General features: G+C 33.0%; 25 protein-coding genes. All 25 read left to right on the forward strand.

All coding sequences use genetic code 11. The features are described 5' to 3' along the window. Positions 1 to 59: 59 nt before the first annotated feature. Positions 60 to 1,550, forward strand: a complete 1,491-nt coding sequence (locus J7E44_RS00505; RefSeq protein ID WP_214824330.1) for a carboxylesterase/lipase family protein — start codon at positions 60 to 62, stop codon at positions 1,548 to 1,550. A gap of 248 nt (positions 1,551 to 1,798) precedes the next feature. After that, the gene (locus J7E44_RS00510) at positions 1,799 to 3,157 is read left to right on the forward strand and encodes a hemolysin family protein (RefSeq protein ID WP_214824333.1); all 1,359 of its coding nucleotides are present in this window, start codon (positions 1,799 to 1,801) and stop codon (positions 3,155 to 3,157) included. A gap of 11 nt (positions 3,158 to 3,168) precedes the next feature. Next, complete coding sequence (locus J7E44_RS00515) at positions 3,169 to 3,474, forward strand: ATP-dependent Clp protease adaptor ClpS (RefSeq protein ID WP_214824335.1); 306 nt, start codon at positions 3,169 to 3,171, stop codon at positions 3,472 to 3,474. 135 nt (positions 3,475 to 3,609) lie between these two features. Next, on the forward strand, positions 3,610 to 5,451 hold the full coding sequence (locus tag J7E44_RS00520) for a T9SS type A sorting domain-containing protein (RefSeq protein ID WP_214824344.1): 1,842 nt from the start codon (positions 3,610 to 3,612) through the stop codon (positions 5,449 to 5,451). A gap of 125 nt (positions 5,452 to 5,576) precedes the next feature. After that, on the forward strand, positions 5,577 to 6,191 hold the full coding sequence (udk, locus tag J7E44_RS00525; RefSeq protein WP_072406162.1) for a uridine kinase: 615 nt from the start codon (positions 5,577 to 5,579) through the stop codon (positions 6,189 to 6,191). Between the two features lies 1 nt (position 6,192). After that, positions 6,193 to 6,546 (forward strand): FtsB family cell division protein, encoded by a 354-nt coding sequence (locus tag J7E44_RS00530; RefSeq protein ID WP_214824346.1) that lies wholly within the window; start codon positions 6,193 to 6,195, stop codon positions 6,544 to 6,546. Positions 6,547 to 6,586: 40 nt separating this feature from the next. Further along, positions 6,587 to 7,750: a methylmalonyl-CoA mutase family protein gene (locus tag J7E44_RS00535; protein ID WP_214824348.1), complete on the forward strand. Its 1,164-nt coding sequence runs from the start codon at positions 6,587 to 6,589 to the stop codon at positions 7,748 to 7,750. A gap of 156 nt (positions 7,751 to 7,906) precedes the next feature. Next, the gene (locus tag J7E44_RS23865) at positions 7,907 to 8,191 is read left to right on the forward strand and encodes a DinB family protein (protein WP_251040437.1); all 285 of its coding nucleotides are present in this window, start codon (positions 7,907 to 7,909) and stop codon (positions 8,189 to 8,191) included. Between the two features lie 99 nt (positions 8,192 to 8,290). Then, positions 8,291 to 8,416: a GxxExxY protein gene (locus tag J7E44_RS23870; RefSeq protein WP_261512406.1), complete on the forward strand. Its 126-nt coding sequence runs from the start codon at positions 8,291 to 8,293 to the stop codon at positions 8,414 to 8,416. Positions 8,417 to 8,448: 32 nt separating this feature from the next. Further along, complete coding sequence (locus tag J7E44_RS00550) at positions 8,449 to 9,597, forward strand: class I SAM-dependent methyltransferase (RefSeq protein WP_353050420.1); 1,149 nt, start codon at positions 8,449 to 8,451, stop codon at positions 9,595 to 9,597. 55 nt (positions 9,598 to 9,652) lie between these two features. Next, entirely contained in the window at positions 9,653 to 9,934 is a 282-nt protein-coding gene (locus J7E44_RS00555) for a hypothetical protein (RefSeq protein WP_214824353.1), read from the forward strand. 168 nt (positions 9,935 to 10,102) lie between these two features. Then, the gene (locus J7E44_RS00560; protein WP_214824356.1) at positions 10,103 to 11,482 is read left to right on the forward strand and encodes a dipeptidase; all 1,380 of its coding nucleotides are present in this window, start codon (positions 10,103 to 10,105) and stop codon (positions 11,480 to 11,482) included. Positions 11,483 to 11,784: 302 nt separating this feature from the next. Further along, positions 11,785 to 12,657 (forward strand): T9SS type A sorting domain-containing protein, encoded by an 873-nt coding sequence (locus tag J7E44_RS00565; protein WP_214824359.1) that lies wholly within the window; start codon positions 11,785 to 11,787, stop codon positions 12,655 to 12,657. 470 nt (positions 12,658 to 13,127) lie between these two features. Beyond that, entirely contained in the window at positions 13,128 to 14,144 is a 1,017-nt protein-coding gene (locus J7E44_RS00570) for a T9SS type A sorting domain-containing protein (protein WP_214824361.1), read from the forward strand. Between the two features lie 79 nt (positions 14,145 to 14,223). Beyond that, the gene (locus J7E44_RS00575; RefSeq protein WP_214824364.1) at positions 14,224 to 14,931 is read left to right on the forward strand and encodes an SDR family oxidoreductase; all 708 of its coding nucleotides are present in this window, start codon (positions 14,224 to 14,226) and stop codon (positions 14,929 to 14,931) included. A 150-nt stretch (positions 14,932 to 15,081) separates the two neighbouring features. Further along, complete coding sequence (locus J7E44_RS00580) at positions 15,082 to 15,828, forward strand: electron transfer flavoprotein subunit beta/FixA family protein (protein WP_214824368.1); 747 nt, start codon at positions 15,082 to 15,084, stop codon at positions 15,826 to 15,828. A gap of 99 nt (positions 15,829 to 15,927) precedes the next feature. Further along, on the forward strand, positions 15,928 to 16,875 hold the full coding sequence (locus tag J7E44_RS00585) for an electron transfer flavoprotein subunit alpha/FixB family protein (protein ID WP_214824370.1): 948 nt from the start codon (positions 15,928 to 15,930) through the stop codon (positions 16,873 to 16,875). Between the two features lie 107 nt (positions 16,876 to 16,982). Continuing rightward, positions 16,983 to 17,582 carry a bifunctional nuclease family protein gene (locus tag J7E44_RS00590; RefSeq protein ID WP_214824378.1) on the forward strand — a complete coding sequence of 200 codons (600 nt, stop codon included), beginning with the start codon at positions 16,983 to 16,985 and terminating at the stop codon, positions 17,580 to 17,582. A gap of 22 nt (positions 17,583 to 17,604) precedes the next feature. Next, the gene (locus J7E44_RS00595; RefSeq protein ID WP_214824381.1) at positions 17,605 to 18,987 is read left to right on the forward strand and encodes a nucleoside permease; all 1,383 of its coding nucleotides are present in this window, start codon (positions 17,605 to 17,607) and stop codon (positions 18,985 to 18,987) included. A 116-nt stretch (positions 18,988 to 19,103) separates the two neighbouring features. Beyond that, on the forward strand, positions 19,104 to 19,658 hold the full coding sequence (locus J7E44_RS00600; RefSeq protein ID WP_214824384.1) for an RNA polymerase sigma factor: 555 nt from the start codon (positions 19,104 to 19,106) through the stop codon (positions 19,656 to 19,658). Next, positions 19,624 to 20,340, forward strand: a complete 717-nt coding sequence (locus J7E44_RS00605) for a hypothetical protein (RefSeq protein WP_214824387.1) — start codon at positions 19,624 to 19,626, stop codon at positions 20,338 to 20,340. The genes J7E44_RS00600 and J7E44_RS00605 overlap by 35 nt, the downstream gene beginning before the upstream one ends. Before the next feature lie 82 nt (positions 20,341 to 20,422). Then, positions 20,423 to 21,517 (forward strand): hypothetical protein, encoded by a 1,095-nt coding sequence (locus J7E44_RS00610; RefSeq protein ID WP_214824390.1) that lies wholly within the window; start codon positions 20,423 to 20,425, stop codon positions 21,515 to 21,517. A gap of 148 nt (positions 21,518 to 21,665) precedes the next feature. Next, positions 21,666 to 22,061, forward strand: a complete 396-nt coding sequence (locus tag J7E44_RS00615) for a hypothetical protein (protein WP_214824393.1) — start codon at positions 21,666 to 21,668, stop codon at positions 22,059 to 22,061. 58 nt (positions 22,062 to 22,119) lie between these two features. Then, positions 22,120 to 22,467, forward strand: coding sequence for a hypothetical protein (locus J7E44_RS00620; protein WP_214824396.1), 348 nt, complete (start codon positions 22,120 to 22,122; stop codon positions 22,465 to 22,467). A gap of 70 nt (positions 22,468 to 22,537) precedes the next feature. Further along, positions 22,538 to 23,716 carry an acetyl-CoA C-acyltransferase gene (locus J7E44_RS00625; protein ID WP_214824399.1) on the forward strand — a complete coding sequence of 393 codons (1,179 nt, stop codon included), beginning with the start codon at positions 22,538 to 22,540 and terminating at the stop codon, positions 23,714 to 23,716. Positions 23,717 to 23,877: the final 161 nt, after the last annotated feature.

Genomic DNA, 23,877 nt, shown 5'->3' on the forward strand with positions numbered 1-23,877 from the left:
CGATGCTTTTTTTTGTTATTTGTATTATGTATATATTCGCGACGATATAAAACACAAATATGAATATCCCTACATTAGTTTCTACTCAGTATGGTAAAGTACATGGTGCAGTAGAAAATGGTATTGCTGTATGGAAAGGAATACCTTACGCCCAAGCGCCTATTAATCAATTAAGATTTAAGGCTCCAAAACCACCGCAAAGTTGGAGCGGAATAAAAGATACAACTGCATTTAGTGCAATTGCACCACAAATTAGCCCCGAAGCACTCAAAGAGCAGACCAGTGAAGATTGTCTTTTCCTTAACATTTGGTCGCCTGCCGCTGATGATAGCAAACGGCCCGTACTTTTTTGGATACACGGGGGAGCTTTTGTAACAGGCTCAGGTTCTACACCAGCTTATAATGGCGCTAGTTTTGCGAAAACAGGAAATGTAGTTGTAGTAACCATTAATTATAGATTAGGTCCATTTGGCTTTTTGTACACTAAAGATTTAGTAGATAATGATCTCTTTGACTCTAATAATGGTTTACGGGATCAGTTAGCAGCACTTGAGTGGGTAAAAGAAAATATTGCTGCTTTTGGTGGGGATCCTGAAAATATTACCATTTTTGGCGAATCAGCAGGGGGAGCGAGTGTTGTTAATCAGCTAGGATCACCTTTGTCAAAAGGGTTATTTCATAAGGCCATTGCCCAGAGTCCTTGTTCATCTTGTATTTACACAGATACCAAAACGGCTACCCAATGGACAATCCGTTTTTTAAAAATCTTAGGACTCGGTCCATCAGAGCTTACTAAACTGATTCATATACCAGTTGATACTTTATTAAAAGCATCTACACAACTCATAGAAGAAATGACAGAACTTGTTCCGGGTAATATCGTATTTCAACCCATAGTTGGTGATGATATGCTACCTCTTCGTCCAGAGCAGTCTGTCGTGGAAGGTTTGGGAAGTCAGGTACCTTTAATAGTTGGCTCAAATGAAGATGAAGGGACTATGTTTGCTTTGTTGCCTGTGCCTAAAATTATGCCGGTTAATGATACACTGATAAATATTTATTTGGAGCAAAATTATCCCAATACAGCTTCTGAAATTAAAGAAGCTTATAGAGAAATCCCGGCAGATTTAAGACCCATTAAAATGGGAGGTGATGCAAGCATTTGGATGCCTGCTGTTACTATTGCAACAGCAATGTTGGATAGCAATCCTGTTTTTATGTACCGTTTTAGGTGGGCAAGCGATTATTTAAGAACATCAGGACTTTATAGTTTTCATTCATTAGAAATTCCGTTTGCATTTGGTAATCTTCAATCAGACGATGTGGTAGAAACGCTGAAAGGTTCGGATGAAAAGGAAATACAAAATCTTTCGCAGACAATGCAACAAGCTTGGCTCAACTTTGCTCACACGGGCAATCCAAACAAAAGTGAGATAAATAATTGGCCTCTTTATAACAAGAAAACACGGGCATCTTTAGTTTTTGACAAAGAAGTTGTAGTAGAAAATGATATAGAAGCTGAAGTACGTAAGGCTTGGGAAAATAATTAGACAATAATTTCCAGAATAAATAGCTTAAGTTATTTTTAAAGCTCGTAAGTATCTATATGAAATTTAGAAGGATATTTTACTTTTACTTTTTTTTGTAAAAATATCTAAGTAGTATTTCTGAAGCAGAGATCTGAAAATTCGTAAGAAATATTTTTAACAGAATATTAAAGCATCGAGTATATTGATGCTTTTTTTGTTACTTTTATTTTATATATCTTTGTAAAAATTAATTTTATATAATTTTCTAAATGGACTCGGACATAGTCAGGCTTTTGTTAGCCTTGTTTCTTGTATTACTTAATGGCTTTTTCGTAGCCGCAGAATTTTCAATTGTTAAAGTTCGTTACTCGCAAATTCAGATAAAAGCTGCAGAAGGTGATTCTATGGCTAAACAGGCAGAGCACATCATAAAACATCTTGATGAATATTTATCTGCAACACAATTAGGAATTACATTGGCTTCACTTGCCCTTGGTTGGGTGGGAGAAAGCGCATTGCATCATGTTATCGAAAATCTTTTTATATCAATTAATTTTGAATTGAGCCCAGCTTCTGTTACTTCAATATCGTTAATAATCAGTTTTGTTATCATTACGATTATGCATATTGTTTTTGGAGAGCTTATTCCAAAGTCAATTGCTATAAGGAAATCAGAGGCTACGACAATGGCAACTGCTGTTCCTTTAAGGGTTTTCTATACCATCTTTAAACCTTTTATTTGGTTAATGAATTCCATGTCTAATGGGGTTTTAAGATTAATGAAAATTCACCCTGCTTCAGAACAGGAGATTCACTCCACTGAAGAGCTTCAGCTTTTGGTAAAACAAAGTGCAGATAGTGGAGAAATTGAAGAGGAGAACTATGAGATCATTAAAAATGCGTTTGATTTTACAGATCATTCTGCGAAACAAATCATGGTTCCGAGGCAAAATATTACATCAATTGATTTTGAAGAAGATATCAGTGATATTATTAACAAAATTATGGATAGTGGTTATTCCAGAATTCCTGTATATATAGACTCTATTGATAATGTAATAGGTATTCTTTATACAAAAGAGATTATCCGGGAATTTGTTAAGAGAAAGGGAGAACTGAATCATGATGATTTAAAAATCTTGATGCGAGATGCATTCTTTGTGGTTGGAAGTAAAAAGATCTCTGATCTACTAAAGATCTTCCAACAGAAAAAGCAACATTTAGCTATTGTGATTGACGAATTTGGTGGTACCGAAGGTATTATCACACTAGAAGATATACTTGAAGAATTAGTGGGTGAGATTCAGGATGAAGAGGATGATGAAGATAAAGTGGTGGATAAAATTGGAGACAATATTTATTGGGTACAGGCTACGCAGCCTTTAGAAGAAATTAATGAATTTTTACCTAAGAAATTAGCGCCTTCAGAAGAAAGTGAATACAATACATTAGCAGGTTTTATCCTTCATGCTTTGGAAGATATTCCAGTTGAAAATCAGGAATTTGACCTTGAGAATTATCATTTTAAGATCTTAAAAATGAATAATAAGAGCGTTGAGCTTGTTGAATTGGTTTATGAAGGACCAAATATTTTAAATGATATCGCAGATAGATTAGGAGAAGTTTAAATAATTCTAAAATGATTTTTTATAACGGAATAAGGGATTACGAAAATCCAAAACGTCAGTATGAAGAAGAAGTTCTTGTGTTGGAAGAAACGGATGATGTTTACAAATTAATTTTACACAATGATGACATTCATACTTTTGATTATGTAATTGATAGTTTGGTGGAAATCTGCAAACATACCTTAGAGCAAGCTGAACAATGTACCATATTAATACATTATAAAGGTAAATGTACAGTAAAAACAGGCTCAATGGAAGTTTTGAAGCCGATGCACGAAAAATTAATTTCAAGAGAATTAACAAGTGAAATAGTATAATATAGCCCTGACATGATGTCGGGGCTTTTTTTGATCTATTTACAATTATTTAATATTTTATTAAGATATTTTAAAATAGAAGGTCTTATCTCAATAATCTTTGCTATTTTAGTAAAACAACTTAAAAAATATTATATGAGATTAAAAATTAATTCTTTACTCCTTGGGTGTGTACTGGCATCTTCCAGCCTATTAGCCCAAGAATCTTCTTTTGAAGCACCTGCGAAAAAATGGATTAGTGAAAATTCTAGGAATCTAGGAATTCAAAGTAGTCAACTGACACTAAACTTTGTGAAAAAAGGAACCTCTGGAGAAACATTGCGCTTTCAACAATATGTGAAAGATGTACCTGTTTTTCAATCTGAGATCCTGGTACACTTCAATAAGGAAGGTAAAATCACTTATACCTCCACTGAAAATTTAAAAAAGAATATTGAAGAAGTAAATACAGTTCCTTCGCTTAAAGCCTCTGAAGCGCTTCAAAAAGCCCATACTGTTTCAAAAACAAAAGGGAAAGTTACTTTTGAAGAAACTAAACTGTTTGTTTATGCCACAAAAAGTGGTGAAACAAAACTTGTCTACAGAGTACTTACAAATTCTCATGATAATCCCGGAAGCTGGGAAACAATAGTAGATGCACAAAATGGTAACATAATCAGTGTAGAGGATATTGCACTTTATCATCATGATAAAAATGAAATCAAAAAGCCCAGAAAAAAAAGCACAAATAAAGAAATAAATACAAAAAAAGCTTTTGTACCCGGCTCGGGTTATATTTTCAATCCTGATCCTCTCTCTAAAATGCAGGTTACTTATGGGGGACAGTATATAGATAATGATGATGCAACTAATGCTAGTTTGGATGCTGCAAGAACTCTGGTTACCATTCCCGAAGTAGATTTTGCTGGGGGAGTGTATAAATTAAAAGGTTCTTATGCAGAAATTAAAGAATTAGAAACACCGGCAACAGGGCTGTTTACTCAAGCAACAAATCAATTCCTGTTTAACAGAAATGAACAGGGTTTTGAGGCGGTAAACGCTTACTGGCATATAGATAATAGCTTAAGATACATTAATGAAACCTTGAATATCGTATGTAAACCATTAACTAACGAAGGGATATTGTGGTATGACCCACACGGAGTGGATGGTGATGATAATTCTTATTACAGTAATGGCAGATTGGTTTTTGGCGAAGGCTGTGTAGATGATGCTGAAGATGCCGATGTTATTTTACATGAGTTAGGTCATGGAGTACATGATTGGTTAACGAATGGAAATTTGTCTCAGGTTCAGGGATTGAGCGAGGGATGTGGAGACTATTGGGCTCAGTCGTATAGCAGAAGCCTTAATCAATGGCCTTCGTCTGCTCCACAATATAATTGGATGTTCAGCTGGGATGGACATAATGAATGCTGGGCAGGAAGAATTACAAACTATACAGCTTTATATCCAGGGAGTGGAGCTATTCACATCAGAGGACAAATATGGGCTTCTGCTCTTATGAGGATTTATGATCAAATAGGAAGAGCGAAAACTGACCGGGCATTTTTGGAGGGAATATCTATGACAGGATCGAGCACTAATCAGCAACAGGCAGCAATTGCAGTGAGACAGGCGGCGATTGATATGCTTGGGCAATTTGGATTCACTTGTGGGGATATTGCTATTATGACACAGGAATTTACTGCTGCAGGATATGTTTTACCAGCTTACAGCTGTCAGCTGAGTGTTGATGATGTTTCTAAAAAAGAAATTATTGCTGTTTATCCCAATCCGGTACATGATGTATTGAACATTTCTTTGAAAATAACTAAAGAAGAAAAAGTGGAGATCTACAACATGGAGGGCCGAAAAGTTTTAGAAACCACCATTGGAAACGGTAAAAATCAAGTTGATGTTTCTAATCTTCAAACAGGTGACTACTTATTGAATATGAAAGGCATAAATTTATCTACTAAATTTATCAAAAAATAAAACTCTAATGAAAGCCGGCATTTTAATGCCGGCTTTTTTTTATTCAAGAATTACAGAGGCATTACTTTACTTGCATTCAACTAAAATAGTATATTTGTACCCAACTATATAGAAACTCAAAAAGAATGCTTGTAATAGGAATTGCAGGAGGAACAGGATCCGGCAAAACTACAGTTGTTGATAAAATACTCCAACAGCTTGATATCGAAGGAATGAACATCCTTTCTCAGGATAATTATTATCATGATAACCATAATCTTACACTGACTGAAAGGGAAGCTTTAAATTATGACCACCCGAAGTCAATAGATTTTGAACTGATGTTAAAACATGTAAAAGCTTTAAAAAATAATGAGCCTATTGAACAGCCGATTTATAGCTTTGTTACTCATTCCAGAACCGGAGATCATGTTACTGTAGAACCTAAAAATGTTTTGGTTGTGGAGGGAATTTTGGTACTTACTAATAAGGAGTTATTGAAAGAATTTGATTTGAAAGTTTTTGTTCATGCAGATTCAGATGAAAGACTAATTAGGAGGATTAGAAGAGATACTCAGGAAAGAGGAAGAGATTTAAGTGAAGTTTTACATCGCTATCAAACCACTTTGAAACCAATGCATCAGGAATTTATCGAGCCTTCAAAAAATGAAGCCGATCTTATTATCCCTAATATGAAACAAAATTCCGTAGCGATTGATTTTTTAACTACTGTTATAAAAAACTCGTTGAGAAAACACTAAAATGGCAAATAAATTAATTAAAGACATACAACCAAAATCAGAAGTATTAAAGCTTCTTCAAAAATACATTGTAAACAGGTATTTTATCACTATCTGTTTATTTTTGGTTTGGATGGTTTTTTTTGATAAAACTTCGTTCTTGGTAATTAATGAACTTAATGGTGAGATTAATAAATACCAGGAACAATTACAGTATTATAAAACCGAGTATGAAAAGAACGATACGTTTTATAAAAAACTGATGAACAATAAATCTGAAAAAGAAAAATACGCAAGAGAAAATTATTTTATGAAAAAACCAGATGAAGAGATCTTTATTCTGGTGGTAGACAGTACAAATATTCCTAAAAAATAGGATTCATAAATTATTCTCTTAACTCATAACTTTCAACTAAATGTCAAATATAAATACATTTCCCGACTGGGAAAATTTAGTAAAAAAGCAACTTAAAACAGAAGATATTTATACCATTCTGAAAAAAGAAAATTTAGAAGGAATTGTTGTAAAGCCTTTTTATAGTGCAGTACAAAAACCTTTAGTAAATCTGCCAAAAGTTGAAGAAAGTACACATTTAGTATCTAATTACCATGAAAGTTTAGAAGATGACGTTTTTGCTTTCCTTTTGGATCAGAATGTAGAAAACCTTGAGCAAAAAACAATTTTTGTTAATAATAAAGACCTTGCCGAACATATCAGTCCAAAAGATGAAGATCAGTATTTCTCATTAATCGATGTGTTCGATGAAAAAGAAGGGATAATTAATGAACAACTTGTCAAAGAATTACTTGCTAAAGACTTTAGAAGGAATATTTGCGTAGATATTTCTCTTCATCAAAATTCAGGAGCTGCGATCTTTCAGCAGTTAGGTATTGGTCTGGCAAAATCTAAAGAACTTGTTGAAGTCTTTGGAACTGAAATTTTAAACAAACTAATTTTCAGGATAGCAGTTGGAAGCAATTACTTCTTTGAAATGGCCAAAATAAGAGCTTTCAAATTGATTTTTAATCAACTTTCAAAAGAATATAATTTAGATCTGATTCCATATATTTTTGCAGAAACTTCTCTAAGAAATAAAGCGTTTTCAGATAGTGAAAATAACCTTATCCGTTCCACATTAGAGCTTGCAGCTGCTATGATAGGTGGGGCTGATGCTGTTTATAGTAACGATTATAAGATTGAAAAAAGCTCTGAAAACTCACAAGAGATCTCTTTCAAGCAGCAGATTGTATTAGCTTATGAAAGTATAATTAATGTATTTGAAGACGCTTCTAATGGTAGTTATTATGTTGAGGATCTAACTCAACAGATTGCAGATAAATCATGGGACTTATTCCTGGAAATAGAAGATGCAGGAGGGTATTTGGAATTAATTAAACAAGGAATTGTACAGAAGAAGATCTATGATCAAGCCATTGAAGAACAAAAATGGGTTGAAGAAGGTAAAATAAAGCTGATCGGAGTGAATCTTTATCCAAAACTAGAAGTTAAAAGGTCAATTAAAGAGCTTTACAACGAGAAAGAAATAAAACCGGTCCGTTGGGCAGAAATGTTTGAGTAATGAATGAAAAGTTAATTGATTTATTTGAATATACTCATCATTATAATCGAGAAATTATAAAACTTATTAAAGAAGAAATCTCGAAAATTGATGAAAAAACCATTGCATTGATAAACCCATACGCTTGACGCTCAACAAATCTGGAATGCAAGAATATTGGGAGAACAACCGTTTGGGGTTTGGCAGATAAATCCACTTGAAGATCTGGAAGAAATCAACCATCAGAATTTTTTAAAAAGTATTCAGATTGTTCAAAATTTTAATTTAGATAACAGAATAGGTTATCAAAATTCAAGAGGCACCAAATTTGAAAATAGTGTGTTTGAGATGCTTTTTCATGCTATTAATCATTCAACTTATCATAGAGGTCAGATCAACTCTTTATTAAAGCAAAGTGGGGTTGAGCCATTATTAACGGATTATATCTTTTACAAAAGATAAATATTTATTGGAGTAAATTTTTGTTCCCACAGATTTCACAAATCACACTGATTTGTAAATTACTTCAAATAAAACTACACAAATGAATGAAAATGAAAAGTGCATCACAAACAATTATTAACTTATTTTAAATTAACTGGTTTTAAGTTGGGCATATTAATTAATTTTAATACAGACTTTATTGCTAAAAGTATAATTAGAAAAATAAATGGAACTATTGATTAATGGTTTTTTAATCTGTGATATTTGTGAAATCTGTGGGAAACAAAATACTAGACCAAAAGGTTCAAGAATTCATTAATGCAAATACAAATTCAGATTTGCATTCTTTATTATTGAAAAAATCTCCATTTCCTGAAGTGACGATTCAGGAAATTGTTCAGCAAATAAAAGGAAAACAAGTGGCCTTGAAAAAATTCCCCTTTTTACTGCACAATGAAATTGTTTTTCCACCACAGCTTAATTTAGAGCAAGCATCTTCAGAAAAAACAGCCCTTTATAAATCAGAATCTTTACATGGGAATAAGTTTATTGATCTTACAAGTGGCTTTGGAATAGATGCTTATTACCTATCCCAAAATTTTAAAGATGTTACCTTAATAGAACAGAATACAGAGCTCTTAAAGATTGTTGAACATAATTGGACTGTTTTAGGAAAAAAAGCAAAATTCATCAACACAAATCTGGAAGATTTTTTAAGTGAAAATAAAGATTTTTTTGATGTTATATATTTAGATCCCGCAAGAAGGGATAGCAACAAGAATAAAGTTTTTCTTTTAGAAGACTTGTCTCCCGATATTTTAGAAATTCAGGATCATTTACTATCTATCTCAAATGAAGTTATTATAAAACTATCACCATTAATTGATTTGAAGTATCTGATATCTGTAGTAAAGCACATTTCAAGAATTGATATTATTGCTGTCAGAAATGATGTAAAGGAGGTTGTTATATCTTTGTCAAATAAAAATTCAGGAAATATTATTTGCCATTGTGTGAACCTGGAGGTTAATGAATCACCTTTTACATTTCAATTTGGTGAAGAAGAAAATGCTCACTCTGAATATACTGAGCCTGAAAGATTTATTTATTTACCCAATAATTCAATATTAAAATGTGGAATCTTTAATTTAATTTCAGAAAAATTTAATTTGGAGAAACTTCATCCCAATACCCATATTTACACTTCCGATAAAATGATCAGTAATTTTCCTGGGAGAGTTTTAGAGATGGAAGTTATTGATAGTAAGAAGATTAAAAAGAAAGAGCAATTTAATATTATTTCTAAGAACTATCCTCTGAAGCCAGATGAAATTAAGAAGAAATATGGTTTAAAGGATGGTGGTGAGCAATATCTTATTTTTACCCAATCCAAAAAAGGAAAAATTATTTTAAAATCAATATAAAAATGTTGCCAAAAGAGGCAAGATTTCTTAATTTTGGGCAATCTAAAATTTAAGCATGAGAAAATTAATTATATGTTTAGCCATTGCAAGTGTAGCAGTAAGCTGTAAGAAAATACAAGCTGGAGGGAATAAGAATACCTTAAAACTGGAAGAAGGAGCAGAAAGATATTCTGATGATGCGCAAGGAGGTGGAGAAGCTCATGGTAAGGGGCATGAAGCTGCTGCAGAGCACAAAGAAGCTGGTGTTACTGAAAAACAGGATGCTGAGGCTCCAAAAAAAGATAGCGCTACCACTGCAAAGCCTGTAGAAGCTGAGAAAGCTAAAGCTGAACACTAATTATTAGTAGAAAATATAAAAATGTCTTGCAAAACTGTAAGGCATTTTTTGTTTTAAAACGTTGATAATTTCTAAATTTCCGATAAATATAGATTCCAGGGAAAATTCTCTGTTTTTGCTTGCTCCTGCGACCCATTTTCTTTAATTTTAACAAAACAAATTTTTACAATGCAAGAGACATTAAATTACATCAACGAAAACAAACAGCGTTTCGTAGATGAGTTATTTGAGTTATTGAGAATTCCTTCTATTTCTGCAGATCCTGCTTACAAAGGTGACGTATTGAAATGTGCAGAGGTATGTGCAACACATCTTAAGAATGCTGGCGCTGATAATGTTGAAGTATGCCAGACAAAAGGCTATCCTATTGTTTTTGGTGAGAAAATTTTAGATAAAAGCCTGCCAACGGTATTGGTTTATGGACATTATGATGTTCAACCTGCTGATCCATTAGAACTGTGGAAAAAACCACCTTTCGAACCTTATATTGAAAAAACTGAACTTCATCCTGATGGGGCAATTTTTGCAAGAGGTTCTGCAGATGATAAAGGTCAATTTTTCATGCACCTGAAAGCTTTTGAAGCAATGATGAAAACCAATTCTCTTCCTTGTAATGTTAAGTTTATTTTAGAAGGAGAAGAAGAAGTTGGATCTGTAAGCTTGGGAGATTTTGTAAATGAAAACAAAGAGAAATTAGCTTGCGATTGCATTTTAATTTCTGACACCCATATTTATAGCAACGAACAACCTACTGTTACTACAGGTTTAAGAGGTTTAAGTTATGTAGAAGTAGAAGTGGAAGGGCCGAACAGAGATTTACATTCTGGCCTTTATGGAGGAGCTGTTCCAAACCCTATTCATGTTCTTTCAAGGATGATTGCAAAATTGATCGATGAAGATGGACATATTACGATTGATGGTTTTTACGATAATGTGGATGTAGTTTCAGATGAAGAAAGAGCTGAAATGAATAAATTGAAAGATAATCCAGAAGAGTTTAAAAAAGCAATTGGTCTTGGCAATGTAGAAGGAGAAAAAGGATATACAACCTTGGAGAGAACTTCTATCCGTCCTACTTTAGACTGTAATGGGATTTGGGGAGGTTACACAGGAGAAGGAGCAAAAACAGTTATTCCTTCAAAAGCTTTTGCAAAGATTTCAATGCGTTTGGTTCCTTATCAAACTCCGGAAGAGATTACAGAAAAATTTACAAAATATTTCGAGAAAATTGCTCCTGATACTGTTAGAGTGAAAGTTACTCCACATCATGGAGGGATGCCTTATGTTTTGCCAACTGATACCAAAGAATTTGCAGCTGCAAAACAAGCAATGGAAACAGCATTTGGAAAAGAAGTATTACCTTACAGAGGAGGCGGAAGTATTCCTATCACCTCTATGTTTGAAAAAGTATTAGGTGCGAAATCTGTTTTAATGGGCTTTGGTCTGGATTCCGATGCTATCCATTCTCCCAATGAACATTATGGCTTATTCAATTTCTATAAAGGAATTGAAAGTATTCCATTATTCTTCGAAAACTATTCAAAATAAAAGCTATTTGTGAAAGATAATTATTGTTAAAGTAATTAACCACTAAGCTTAAAATCAAAAAAGAGAATGCCTGTAATGGGCATTCTCTTTTTTGATGGTTATATTTTAAATAAAAAATACTTAATGGTTTATTTTATTAATTATAAAAAATAATATAAAAATACTTATTTTTCACTTAATAGTGTATTGTGTTGTTTATTGTTTATATGACTGATTATTTTTGATTATATATTTTTTAAATTAAAATTTTTTTTAATCAAGAAAAAAAAATATCTTTACAAAAATAACTAAAAAATAATATCATGAGAAAAATCTTTACATCTTTAGCGGTTGTAATATTTGCAGGTACAACCTTTGCACAAGTAATATCACAAAACGCAACACAGAATACAGTAGTATCAACTGGTTCTGTTGCCTGCGGAAATCAAGCTGGAGGCTTTACTTCAGATAATTCATATTATAGAGTTTTTAAATTATCCGATTATGGGATTAACTATAACTATAATATTACTAATGTAGCGTTTGGAGTTCAAACTGCTAGTACAACTCTTCCTGTGGAGGTCAATCTTTATACTTTAGTTGGTACATTTCCAACAGGAACTCCTACTTTTCTTGGAACAACAACGGTTAATGTAACACCAGCTAACGTGTTAGGAATGGTAAACACTGGAACTGGTCTTTCGCAAATTGTTCCTGCAGGAGGTACATTTATAGTAGAACTATTTCATGATGGTAGTGGTACTACCCCACCACAGTCTTTTTATTTAGGAACTAATGCAAGTGCGCAAACAGCACCTTCATATTTGTCTTCAGAGGCTTGTGGTATTGATACACCTATTGCAACCGGAACAGGTGCTTTGGCGGCTTTTGGTTCAGCAAGATGGGTTATTACAGTTACAGGACAAAATACTTTAGGAGTTACAGAGGTAATTAATTCTAAAGATCTACAGGTTTATCCAAATCCAGTTAAAGATGTCCTGAAATTTAAATTTGGAAACAATTTGAAATCTGAAGGAATAGATATTTTTGATATGAATGGTAGAGTAGTTACTTCTATCGGAAATAACAAAAATGTGAACGAAGTGAATGTATCAAGCTATCCAAAAGGAAACTATATTTTAAAAGTTAAAGCTAATGATGGAAAAGTATATATTCAAAAAATTATTAAAGAATAATTACAGGTAAATCTTAATTTACATAAACATACAGCGCTCCAATTGGAGCGCTTTTTTTTGTATATACATTCAATTAGACAAGTGTGAATGTTTACAGTTTTATAGATTTTGATGTAAATAATACTTTTATTATAAGACTAATTTGTAATCTACTTAAAACTTGTAATACTAAAAATACCTAATATCAGGTATAAATAATTACTTGTTTTTAAGTATTGGTAATCTCTTAATACCAAAATAGCTTTGTAACGATCAATTTTGCTAATCATAGAATTAAAGATTTCAGAAAATTAAACAAATAACTTGTCAAAAATGCATCTTAATAAATGATTATGTTTTTTAAATTCATTGATAGGAGACATTTTGTTTATTTTTTTATTCACAGGCAACCTTTTTTAACTTTTGTTGTCTTATCAATAGAAGCTAATTATAAATAGTTTCAATAATAATATCAAATTAAAAAAAATCTTATGAAAAAAATTTTACTAATTAATGCATTTTTATTTGTTTTATTACAGACATTAAATGCCCAATCTTTACAAGAAGATAATTTTAATTCCTATAATATAGGAAATGTCGGTACAACCGTGACCCCGACTACTTTGGGGCAAGGTGGGTTTCGTACAGATTTTGCAGGAGGTCAAAATTCAGATGCACAAATTGTAAATATCGATGCTTCTCATGACAAATCTTTGCAGCTTACGGGAAGTTCGACCGCAACAGGAACAAAGTATATGTGGAAAGATGGACTACCTGCTGCGTGGGCTGCAAGAACACCAGGAAATAATATCCTTGAACTGGAATTTAATTTATACACTGGAAGTGTGACAGGTGGCGTGGGTAGAGCAACTGTTTTAGTTTATGATGAGACAACCCATAAAACGCTGCTTGGAGCTGGATATGAATTTGCTACACAAAGAGTTGTTGGTATAGCAAACTATCACAATACTAATAGTGGGGCAATGGGAAATATTCTTTTTTATTTGGAGCCAAACACCTATACTTATCCTGCAAATACATGGATCACATTAAAGTGCACATTTAATAAAACCACAGGAGCGGTTACATGGACAGGACCTGGAGGTGTTGTTTATAGCCCTGCTTCAAATTATATACCGCTTGCTGCAGGCATAGATCCGTATGAAATGGATTTTGTTTCAGTAGTTGGTTCAGGAAATACAGTGGCTCACATCACTTCTTTTGATAACTATATGTTAACCGCTAAAAATACGACAGTATTAGCGACAAAAGAGGCTGTTGCGAAAGAAAATGATATTTCAGTTTATCCTAATCCTGCAACTGATTTTATTACTATACAATCAAAGTCACAGATTACTAAAGCTGAAATTTTTAATGCGGCGGGAAGAATCATAAACGCTAAACTTAATGGTGATAAAATAGATGTAAGGAATCTTCTTCCAGGAGTGTATATCCTTTCTATTGAAACCAAAGGGGAGCAATTTTCTAAAAAATTCATTAAAAAATAAATTACTGATAAATCTTAGTCTCAATAAAACGCTTCAATTGAAGCGTTTTTTTTATTTTAGAGAAATTAAAGTGAAATATATGATCGAGAATAAAGTAGCCTATATAACAGGTGGAACCAAAGGTATAGGTTTTGGAATAGCTAAAATTTTGCTTGAGAATGGAGTATCTATTGCGTTCTCAGGAAGAAAACGGGAAGATGTAATGGAAGCGGAAAAAGAATTACAAAAATATTCCAGTCAGGTATTAGGAATTGTTTCTGATGTGAGAAGCTTGGAAAGTGAAGAAGAAGCTATCAGATATACCATAGATAAATTCGGAAAATTAGATTTTGTTATTGCTAACGCTGGATTAGGGATATTTAAACCGGTAGATGAATTAACTTCTGAGGAATGGAATTCTATGATAGAAACTAATTTAACAGGTGCTTTTTACACATTAAAAGCATCAGTAGAAGAGTTGAAAAAGTCAGAAGGATATTATATCACAATTTCAAGTTTGGCTGGAGCTAATTTTTTTGAAAATGGTACCGGGTATAATGCTTCAAAATTTGGAGTTGTAGGATTTACACAAGCTGCTATGATAGACCTTAGAAAATACAATATTAAAACAACGGTGATCATGCCAGGTTCTGTAGCAACAAATTTCAATGGAAATGTAGTTTCTGAAAAGGATGAATGGAAAATCCAGCCCGAAGATATGGGGAATTTGGTATTGGATATTTTAAAAATGAACCCACGGGTTTTGCCTAGTAAGATAGAGTTTAGGGCAACAAAACCAGGTAAGTAATTACATTTAATGTATTGAATAATAAAATCATAAGTATTATGCATGCATAATATATTTTTTATTTATATTTACAGAAATTAATCAAACAAAATCTCTGCATAACGGTACAGAACTTTTATGCGATAAAAAGAGAAAAATAAAATAGTACACATGAAAATATTAGTTTGTATTAGTAGTGTTCCGGATACTACTTCCAAAATTAACTTTACAGCAGATAAATCTGCTTTCGACAAAAATGGAATTCAGTGGGTTATTAATCCTTTAGATGAATTTGCATTGACAAAGGCGGTTAAACTTCAGGAATCTCAAGGAGCTACGGTTACAGTAATAAATGTAGGAGACATTGCTACAGAACCTGTAATAAGAAAAGCATTGGCAATTGGTGCAAATGATGCAGTTAGAGTAAATCTTGATCCGAAAGATAGTTATTCAACAGCTAAAGAAATTGCTGCTGTTGCTCAAAATGGAGGTTATGATCTTATCCTTTGTGGTAAAGAATCGATTGACTATAATGGAGGCTCTGTTCCAGGAATGGTAGCTCAGTTATTAAACCAACCTTTCGTGAACGCATCTGTAGGTTTAGATGTAAATGGAAGTGAGGCAACTGCTGTAAGAGAAATTGAAGGCGGTAAAGAAACTATTTCTGTAAAACTTCCTGCTGTAATTGCAGGTCAGAAGGGATTAGTGGATGAGAAAGATCTTATTATTCCTAATATGAGAGGAATTATGTCTGCGAGAACAAAACCTTTACAGGTTGTTGAGCCTACTTCTTCAGAAGTAAAAGTTCAGGGAGTTTCTTATGACAGCGTTCCACCTAGGGCTGCTGTGAAAATGGTTTCTCCTGATAATTTGGATGAGTTGGTAAGACTTCTTCATGAGGAAGCTAAAGTGATATAAAAATTAGAAACTGGATGTCAGAAGCAAGGATATTTAAAGATCCTGTTCTAAATCCATTTCTTTAATCCTTTAATTTTTTAATCTTTAAATTTTAAAAAAATGGCAGTATTCGTATACGCAGAAAATATAAATGGAGTTTACAAAAAAGCAGCTTTCGAGGCAGTTTCTTATGCTAAAGCTGTTGCAGATCAGGCTGGAGATACCGTTACAGCGATTTCTGTAAACCCTACTGATTCTTCAGATTTATTATATAAATATGGAGCATCAAATGTTATCAATATTAAAGACGAAGGTCTTAAAAGTTTTTCAGCAAAAGCTTTTGCTCAGGCAGTAAGTGAAGTAGCTGATGGAAATATTATCATTTTCCCGCATACTACAGATGCTTCTTCTGTAGCACCAATGTTAGCTGTAATGAAGAATTATTCTTTAATTACTAACGTTCTGGAAGCGCCAGAAAGTCTTTCGCCATTCCAGGTGAAAAGAAGAGCTTTCTCAGGAAAAGGATTTATGCATGCTAAAGCTGAAGGTACAGGAGTGATCGTTACGGTTTCTCAAAATGCTTTCGGGGTTAAGGAAAATGCAGCTTCCGGTTCTGAAGAAGTGAAAAATTTATCTGTAGCCAATGAAGATACTAAAGTAGTTTCTCATGAACAGAGTTCTGGAAAACTGGATCTTAAAGAAGCTGAAGTAGTGGTTTCTGCAGGTAGAGGGATGAAAGGTCCTGAAAACTGGGGGATGATTGAAGATTTAGCAAATGTTTTAGGCGCTGCTACAGCTTGTTCTAAGCCTGTTTCTGATATAGGTTGGAGACCTCACACAGAACACGTAGGACAAACAGGTAAAGCGATCTCTCCAAATCTTTATATTGCTGTAGGTATTTCTGGAGCAATTCAGCATTTAGCTGGAGTGAATTCTTCTAAAACTATCGTAGTCATTAACAGTGATCCTGAAGCTCCGTTTTTTAAGTCTGCTGACTATGGAGTAGTAGGTGATGCTTTCCAGATTATTCCTGCATTAACTGAAAAGATTAAAGCAATCAAAGGATAAAATTTAGTTTATAATAAATAAAAAAAATAAAAGTTCGGGCACTCCGAGCTTTTATTTTTGTCTAAAAAGTAAAACCTACAATAAAAAATTAATTTATCTTTGTAGTTATGGATTATAAACAGCTAATTATTCGAGGAATATCGTACAGCCAGACCCAATCAGGGGCGTACGCTTTGTTATTGGAACATGAAGAAACACATATAAAATTACCTGTTGTTATAGGAAATTTCGAAGCACAATCCATTTCTCTCGGTCTGGAGAAAGATATTCATCCACCACGTCCTCTTACACACGATTTATTTACAAAATTTATAGTTTCGGCGAATTACGAATTGGTCTCAGTCATTATTTATCAGATTGTAGATGGAGTTTTCTTTTCTAATATTAACTTTAAAAACAAAGTAACAGAAGAAGAGCTTATCTTAGATGCCCGAACTTCTGATGCTGTTGCTATGGCGGTACGTTTTGACGCACCAATTTTCACCACCCAACAAGTTTTAAATGAAGCAGGAATTCTTTTGGAATTAGAAGATGTTTCGAAAGAAGAACAATCATTCTCTGAAACCGTTCAGTCTGAGGATAATTTAAAATCTCTTTCAATGGAAGAACTTCAAAAATTATTAGAAGATGCAGTAAAAGAAGAAGATTATGATACTGCCTTAGAAATTCAGGAAGAAATCAAAAGAAGGAAAAAGAAAATTGATTAAAAGAGATATTTATAACTAAACTATGAATTTAAAATTACGACTTACCATCCTCAGCTTTCTGCAGTTTTTTGTTTGGGGAGCATGGCTGATTACGATGGCTAATTTTTGGTTCGGTACAAAACATTGGGACGGGACACAGTTTGGAGCTGTTTTCGGAACAATGGGGATAGCTTCTATCTTTATGCCTACCATCACCGGAATTATTGCAGACCGCTGGGTAAATGCGGAGCGAATTTTTTCGGCTCTACAAATTCTTTATGGGATTGTTCTATTTATCTTACCACATACAGGAGATCCTAATTCGTTCTTTTACGTAATGCTTGCTGCCATGTGTTTTTATATGCCAACAATTGCACTTGCGAACTCTATTTCTTACACGATACTAAAGAATAGTAATTTGGATGTTGTAAAAGATTTTCCTCCCATTCGTGTTTGGGGGACAATTGGGTTTATTGTAGCAATGTGGATTACAAATCTTACAGGAAATAAAGCAACAGAAGGACAGTTTTATATTGGTGGAGTTGTTGCAATTTTACTTGGAATCTATGCACTTACCCTACCAAAATGTCCACCACAGAAATTGATTGATAAAAGTGCACCTTTATCAGAACAGCTTGGTTTAAATGCATTCAAGCTTTTCGGAAACTATAAAATGGCATTATTTTTCTTGTTTTCCATGCTTTTAGGGGCTGCATTACAGTTGACTAATGCTTATGGAGATGTTTTCCTAAGTGAATTTGCACATTTTCCAAAATATGCAAATTCTTTTGTAGTACAGCGATCAACAATTATTATGTCCATTTCTCAGGTTTCTGAAACTTTATTTATACTTGCTATCCCTTTCTTTTTGAAAAAGTTCGGAATTAAAAAAGTAATGTTGATGTCAATGTTTGCATGGGTTTTAAGATTTGGATTTTTTGCTTACGGAATTCCCGATGGATATGGCTTGGCTTTAATTGTGCTTTCTTGTATTGTTTACGGGATGGCTTTTGATTTCTTTAATATCTCAGGTTCCCTTTTTGTAGAAACTACAACTGATAAAAAGATCCGTTCTTCTGCACAGGGTTTGTTTATGATGATGACCAATGGTTTTGGAGCTGTTTTTGGAAGCTATATGGCAGGTTGGGCTATTGATAAATTCTTTACACATAGATTTACTAATGTTTCCGATTTATCATCTTACCTAGAAACAACACCGGATAACCCTACGTTTTTAGAGATTCTTAAAAATTCTTTTAATGCTGCGGTAAATAATGACGGAACTTTATCTTCAATTGTTTTGGTAAAAGACTGGCATCAGATCTGGCTATCTTTTGCAGCATATGCCTTGGTACTTGCCATACTTTTTGCTCTCTTATTTAAACATAAGCATGATCCTAAAGAGGTAGCTAATGTAAATCACTAAATTTTATTAAGTTAATTATCAATATATTAAAATGCACTTTAAAAATAAAGTGCATTTTTTTTATTTTTGAGGCAACCTTTTATCATTTCCATCGTCTTATAGATAGAAACTCATACATGAAGAACTTAGAGGAAAACTTTATACTTGCTAAAAAACAAGATCGGAGAGCTCAGAAGGCTCTTTATGAAGCTTTCTCGTGTAGAATGTTGGCTATTGCAAATTCATATACTAATAATATTCATGATGCAGAAGATGTATTATTAAATGCATTTCTAAAGTGTTTCACAAAATTAAATGAGTGCAGAGATTATAAAAGCTTTCCTTTTTGGTTGAGAAAAATTGTAGTTAATGACTCTATAAGTTTTGTACGGAAGTCTAAAAATATACTTTATGTAGACATTGATGTTGCAGATGATTTTTCTGATGAAAACTTTGAAGAACAACTAGAGGAAATTAATCTTGAAGAAGTATTCTCTAAGATGCCGGCAGGATATAGGATAATTTTTAATCTATATGTTTTTGAAGAGAAAAAACATCAGGAAATAGCTGAAATTCTTAATATCTCCGAAGGAACAAGCAAGAGTCAGCTGAATAAAGCTAAAAAATGGCTTGTTGAATTTTTTAAAACAAAAGAAAATGAAAAAAGAAACACTGAGACAATTAAGATCTGATTACGAAAGCAGAGAAATAAAGCCGTCTCGTGATCTTTGGGATAGAATAGATCATGGAATGGGAGAAACCTCTGATTTGCCCTTAAAACAATCTGTTCAATGGTGGAAATACGCTGCTGTCGTATTGCTTTTGATTTCTTGTGGAATATATTTTTATTTTGATTCAAAACAAGTTGAAAATACTGTATTAGTTACAAAATCTGATAAGCCTGACAAAACTTCAACAGTAGAAAAAGAGGATGATAAATTTAATCGCTTAGAAGCTGAAGAAGTAAAGCATAAAAACGTAGCGATTTCAGATAAAAGAAATGCAGCTGAAATTAAATCTGAAAAAGCCATAATTAAAACTTATCCAGAAGAGTTTAAATCTTATAATCCGATTTTAGTTAAAGCTAAAGAAGAAAAAAATACAGAAACCCTCGTCAATATCCCTACTGTGGAGGAGAAAGCCCACGATCAGATTGTTGAAAAGCCAATTGTAATTGCTCAAAAGAAAAAAGCAAATTATATCAATGCTGATGAATTACTGCTAGGAAGAGAATTTGATAAAACCCGTGAAGAGAATCATAATGAACATAAAAAAATGGGAGTGGTAGATATGGATAAAATTAAAATTAAAGGCCCTAATTCTTTTAAAATCCTCGGACTGACCGTGTTTTCCGATTCTTCTGGTACCAAATAATCTTTAAACTTTTTAATACAAAATATACTGTTCTGAAAATGGAGCAGAGGTAAAATATGGTCTCAAAAATAACATTTAAACTATGAAAAATAAAATTACTCTATTGGCTGCCGTAATGGCTTTTTCTTACAATTTTGCGCAGGAAAGCCCACAAATGGAATCCCAGATAAAGATTTATTCTAAAAAAATCGACAGCATTGTAGTTTCTGAAAAATCAAATATGAATACAGAACTGGATGTTATTGATAAAAGTTTTAAAGAAAATAAAATTACATCTGATGAAAAGAAGAAAATGAGAACAGACATAGCTTCAAAATATGAACAGATTATCAATGAAAAAGTAGATGCACAGCAGTCCGATCTGGAAAATGCAACAAAAGAAATGGTGAAAAACTCGGTTTTACAGAAACCGGATACTTTAAATAGAGATAAAAATGAAATGCAGTTCGGATTCAATGGTATTAGGGTAAAGCTCAACAAAAATAAAAAGACACCTAAGGACTATCTACATACATTGGAGTTTTCAATAAGCTTAACGGGTGCCATGCTTACCACAAAGGATAAACCGTTTAAACTTTATGATAAGGATTCTGATGTGAAAAATACGGTTATCAATTCTTCAAGTTATACATTAAGATATGAAGATCAGATTGGAGGTTTTACAAGTTCTGTTTTTTATAGAGTAGGACTTGGAGTAAGGATGGATAGATTTGTTCCAAAATATGGTAAGGCGTTTGCACAGGATAGCAAGACTTTGTTCACAGAGGATTTTACACGGGGAAATTTAAAAGATACCTATCTTACCAATTCTTATCTTTTTGTTCCTGTTGATTTTAAATTTGTTTTAAATCCTAAATATATAGAATATGATGGTGTAAAATATCTTGATAACAGGAAAAAACAATTCAGCATTATAGCAGGTATTTATGGAGGTGTGAAAGTTGGAAGTGTTATATATAACAGATTTTCAACGGAGAATACCAAAAGAATTGTGGAAAGAGAAAGAGCAATGCATGGCGTTAATAACTTTATTTTTGGTGGAAAATTTGGAGTCAGCTATGAGGGTATCAACATATTTATACAAAAAGATTTTACTCCGGCTTTCAACAATGATGCTAAGCTAAGGAATAAATATGGATTACAAATCGGAATTGAGATTGCCAATATCAATTTTTAATTAAACAAAGAAACTTATTTTTTCTTATTAAATTATTAGTTTTTCATTAGATTTTTTATAGCCGTCAATGTTTAAATTTGAAAAATTTGTTTTTAAAACACACTGATTTAAAGTGTGTTTTTTTTTGTATTTTGGCACTTTAAGAAATATGAAAAATATTCAGTTAATAGGAGTACTACTGATAATAGTAGGGAGCTTTTTACCACTGGTTTACGTTCCCATTATAGGAAATTGGAATTACTGGAAATTAGATCATTATTTAGCTGTTGCCTGCTGGATCCTTACAGCATGCGCGCTTTTTGGAGTAGTTAATAATAAACCAAAAATAGCACAGATTTTTGGAGTTTTGTTAATCCTATTATTCATTTTTACCTTGATTGCTGTTAAGCTTCAATCTTTGGATTATTTCAGTTTTTTACCCTTTAAATCCTGGCGGGAAACCTTTGCAGGTGTAGTAAAGCTAAAATGGGGTTGGATCGTTGAGTTTTTGGGAGCTTTTTTATTGCTAATTAAAAAAACGCAACAGAAATATGAAACATCTTAACACTTTATTAATTGTATTTTTTTGTATGGGATTTTCTAAATTGAAGTCTCAACAAAATATGTTCTTAACATCTGATAACCCAACTAATTGTCAAATCATAAAGGCCGGAAAATTTCTACGTGTTGATATGCCTATTGATAAATGGGTAATGACTGTTCAGGATAATATCCAGACAGAATATTATAATGATGGTAAAGATTATGTGAGGTCACGCCTGGATTTTGTTGATAATTGTAGTTATAAAGTTACGATAATTGGAAAATCCGATGAAAATTATCCTGTAAAATTAGGTGAAGTGATGGTTAATAGAATCATAGAAACAGATCGCAATTTTCTGAAATTAACCTCAGAATATAATAATAAGACCTCAGAATTTATACTTAGTAAAGTAGAAGATATTAACTAAAGTATAACAAATTATTAGTAAAATGAAACCGTAAGGTTAAATATATCAATAAAAAAAATAAATCATACACATGAAAGAAGTATTCATCGTTTCCGCAGTAAGAACACCAATGGGTAGTTTTATGGGAAGTTTATCAACTGTTCCGGCTACTAAGTTGGGGACTGTTGCTGTAAAAGGAGCATTAGACAAGATTGGTCTTGATCCTAAAATGGTTCAGGAAATTTACATGGGGAACGTTTTACAGGCAGGAGAAGGACAGGCACCTGCTCGTCAGGTAGCATTAGGAGCAGGACTTTCTATTGAAACTCCTTCTACTACAGTAAATAAAGTTTGTGCTTCAGGAATGAAAGCAGTAACTATGGCAGCACAGGCAATTAAAGCAGGTGATGTAGATGTAATCGTTGCCGGAGGAATGGAAAATATGTCTTCAGTTCCACATTATTATAATGCTAGACTTGCAACAAAACTAGGTGATGTAAAAATGCAGGACGGAATGGTTTTAGATGGTCTTACAGACGTTTATAATAAAGTTCATATGGGAGTTTGTGCAGAAAAATGTGCAACTGACTATTCTTTTTCTAGAGAAGATCAGGATCAATTTGCTATTGAATCTTATAAAAGATCAGCTAAGGCATGGGGTGAAGGGAAATTCAATGATGAGGTAGTATCTGTTGAGATCCCTCAGAGAAAAGGAGAGCCTGTAATTTTTGCTGAAGATGAAGAATATAAGGCTGTTAATTTTGACAGACTTCCAACACTTCCAACAGTATTTAAAAAAGAGGGCGGAACAGTAACAGCAGCTAATGCATCTACTTTAAATGATGGAGCTTCTGCGTTAATCCTTGTTTCTAAAGAAAAAATGGAAGAATTAGGTCTTAAACCTTTAGCAAGAATAGTATCTTATGCTGATGCGGCTCAGGAGCCTGAAAATTTCACAACAGCACCTGCTAAAGCTCTGCCTATCGCTCTTAAAAAAGCTGGTTTAGAAATTAGTGATATTGATTTCTTTGAATTTAATGAGGCTTTCTCTGTAGTTGGTTTGGCAAATAATAAGATCTTAGGATTGGATGCTGCTAAAGTAAATGTAAATGGTGGTGCTGTCGCTTTAGGACATCCACTGGGAAGTTCTGGTTCAAGAATTATAGTTACTTTAATTAACGTGTTAAAACAAAACAATGCTAAATATGGTGCTGCTGCGATCTGTAATGGAGGTGGTGGTGCTTCTGCCATTGTTATTGAAAATATGTAATCCTTCAAATAGGATTTAGAATGCAAAAAGTTGGAGCAGATAGCTCCAACTTTTTTATTGTAGATAGATGAATAGATACGCTGATTATGAAAGCCTTTATTTAACTTTGTGGTAAAGCTTAAATCAATAGATTGTAAAACTAAGTTTAGCATTAAATAACT

Origin of the sequence: Chryseobacterium sp. ISL-6 (genome assembly GCF_018613715.1) — a bacterium.
GTDB classification, from domain to species: Bacteria; Bacteroidota; Bacteroidia; order Flavobacteriales; family Weeksellaceae; genus Chryseobacterium; species Chryseobacterium paludis.

What these genes read in the sequence shown, in the direction of transcription:
- J7E44_RS00505 (WP_214824330.1), top strand. Translation starts at nt 60, where the DNA reads ATGAATATCCCTACATTAGTTTCTACTCAGTATGGTAAAGTACATGGT.
- J7E44_RS00510 (WP_214824333.1), top strand. Translation starts at nt 1,799, where the DNA reads ATGGACTCGGACATAGTCAGGCTTTTGTTAGCCTTGTTTCTTGTATTA.
- J7E44_RS00515 (WP_214824335.1), top strand. Translation starts at nt 3,169, where the DNA reads ATGATTTTTTATAACGGAATAAGGGATTACGAAAATCCAAAACGTCAG.
- J7E44_RS00520 (WP_214824344.1), top strand. Translation starts at nt 3,610, where the DNA reads ATGAGATTAAAAATTAATTCTTTACTCCTTGGGTGTGTACTGGCATCT.
- udk (WP_072406162.1), top strand. Translation starts at nt 5,577, where the DNA reads ATGCTTGTAATAGGAATTGCAGGAGGAACAGGATCCGGCAAAACTACA.
- J7E44_RS00530 (WP_214824346.1), top strand. Translation starts at nt 6,193, where the DNA reads ATGGCAAATAAATTAATTAAAGACATACAACCAAAATCAGAAGTATTA.
- J7E44_RS00535 (WP_214824348.1), top strand. Translation starts at nt 6,587, where the DNA reads ATGTCAAATATAAATACATTTCCCGACTGGGAAAATTTAGTAAAAAAG.
- J7E44_RS00555 (WP_214824353.1), top strand. Translation starts at nt 9,653, where the DNA reads ATGAGAAAATTAATTATATGTTTAGCCATTGCAAGTGTAGCAGTAAGC.
- J7E44_RS00560 (WP_214824356.1), top strand. Translation starts at nt 10,103, where the DNA reads ATGCAAGAGACATTAAATTACATCAACGAAAACAAACAGCGTTTCGTA.
- J7E44_RS00565 (WP_214824359.1), top strand. Translation starts at nt 11,785, where the DNA reads ATGAGAAAAATCTTTACATCTTTAGCGGTTGTAATATTTGCAGGTACA.
- J7E44_RS00570 (WP_214824361.1), top strand. Translation starts at nt 13,128, where the DNA reads ATGAAAAAAATTTTACTAATTAATGCATTTTTATTTGTTTTATTACAG.
- J7E44_RS00575 (WP_214824364.1), top strand. Translation starts at nt 14,224, where the DNA reads ATGATCGAGAATAAAGTAGCCTATATAACAGGTGGAACCAAAGGTATA.
- J7E44_RS00580 (WP_214824368.1), top strand. Translation starts at nt 15,082, where the DNA reads ATGAAAATATTAGTTTGTATTAGTAGTGTTCCGGATACTACTTCCAAA.
- J7E44_RS00585 (WP_214824370.1), top strand. Translation starts at nt 15,928, where the DNA reads ATGGCAGTATTCGTATACGCAGAAAATATAAATGGAGTTTACAAAAAA.
- J7E44_RS00590 (WP_214824378.1), top strand. Translation starts at nt 16,983, where the DNA reads ATGGATTATAAACAGCTAATTATTCGAGGAATATCGTACAGCCAGACC.
- J7E44_RS00595 (WP_214824381.1), top strand. Translation starts at nt 17,605, where the DNA reads ATGAATTTAAAATTACGACTTACCATCCTCAGCTTTCTGCAGTTTTTT.
- J7E44_RS00600 (WP_214824384.1), top strand. Translation starts at nt 19,104, where the DNA reads ATGAAGAACTTAGAGGAAAACTTTATACTTGCTAAAAAACAAGATCGG.
- J7E44_RS00605 (WP_214824387.1), top strand. Translation starts at nt 19,624, where the DNA reads ATGAAAAAAGAAACACTGAGACAATTAAGATCTGATTACGAAAGCAGA.
- J7E44_RS00610 (WP_214824390.1), top strand. Translation starts at nt 20,423, where the DNA reads ATGAAAAATAAAATTACTCTATTGGCTGCCGTAATGGCTTTTTCTTAC.
- J7E44_RS00615 (WP_214824393.1), top strand. Translation starts at nt 21,666, where the DNA reads ATGAAAAATATTCAGTTAATAGGAGTACTACTGATAATAGTAGGGAGC.
- J7E44_RS00620 (WP_214824396.1), top strand. Translation starts at nt 22,120, where the DNA reads ATGTTCTTAACATCTGATAACCCAACTAATTGTCAAATCATAAAGGCC.
- J7E44_RS00625 (WP_214824399.1), top strand. Translation starts at nt 22,538, where the DNA reads ATGAAAGAAGTATTCATCGTTTCCGCAGTAAGAACACCAATGGGTAGT.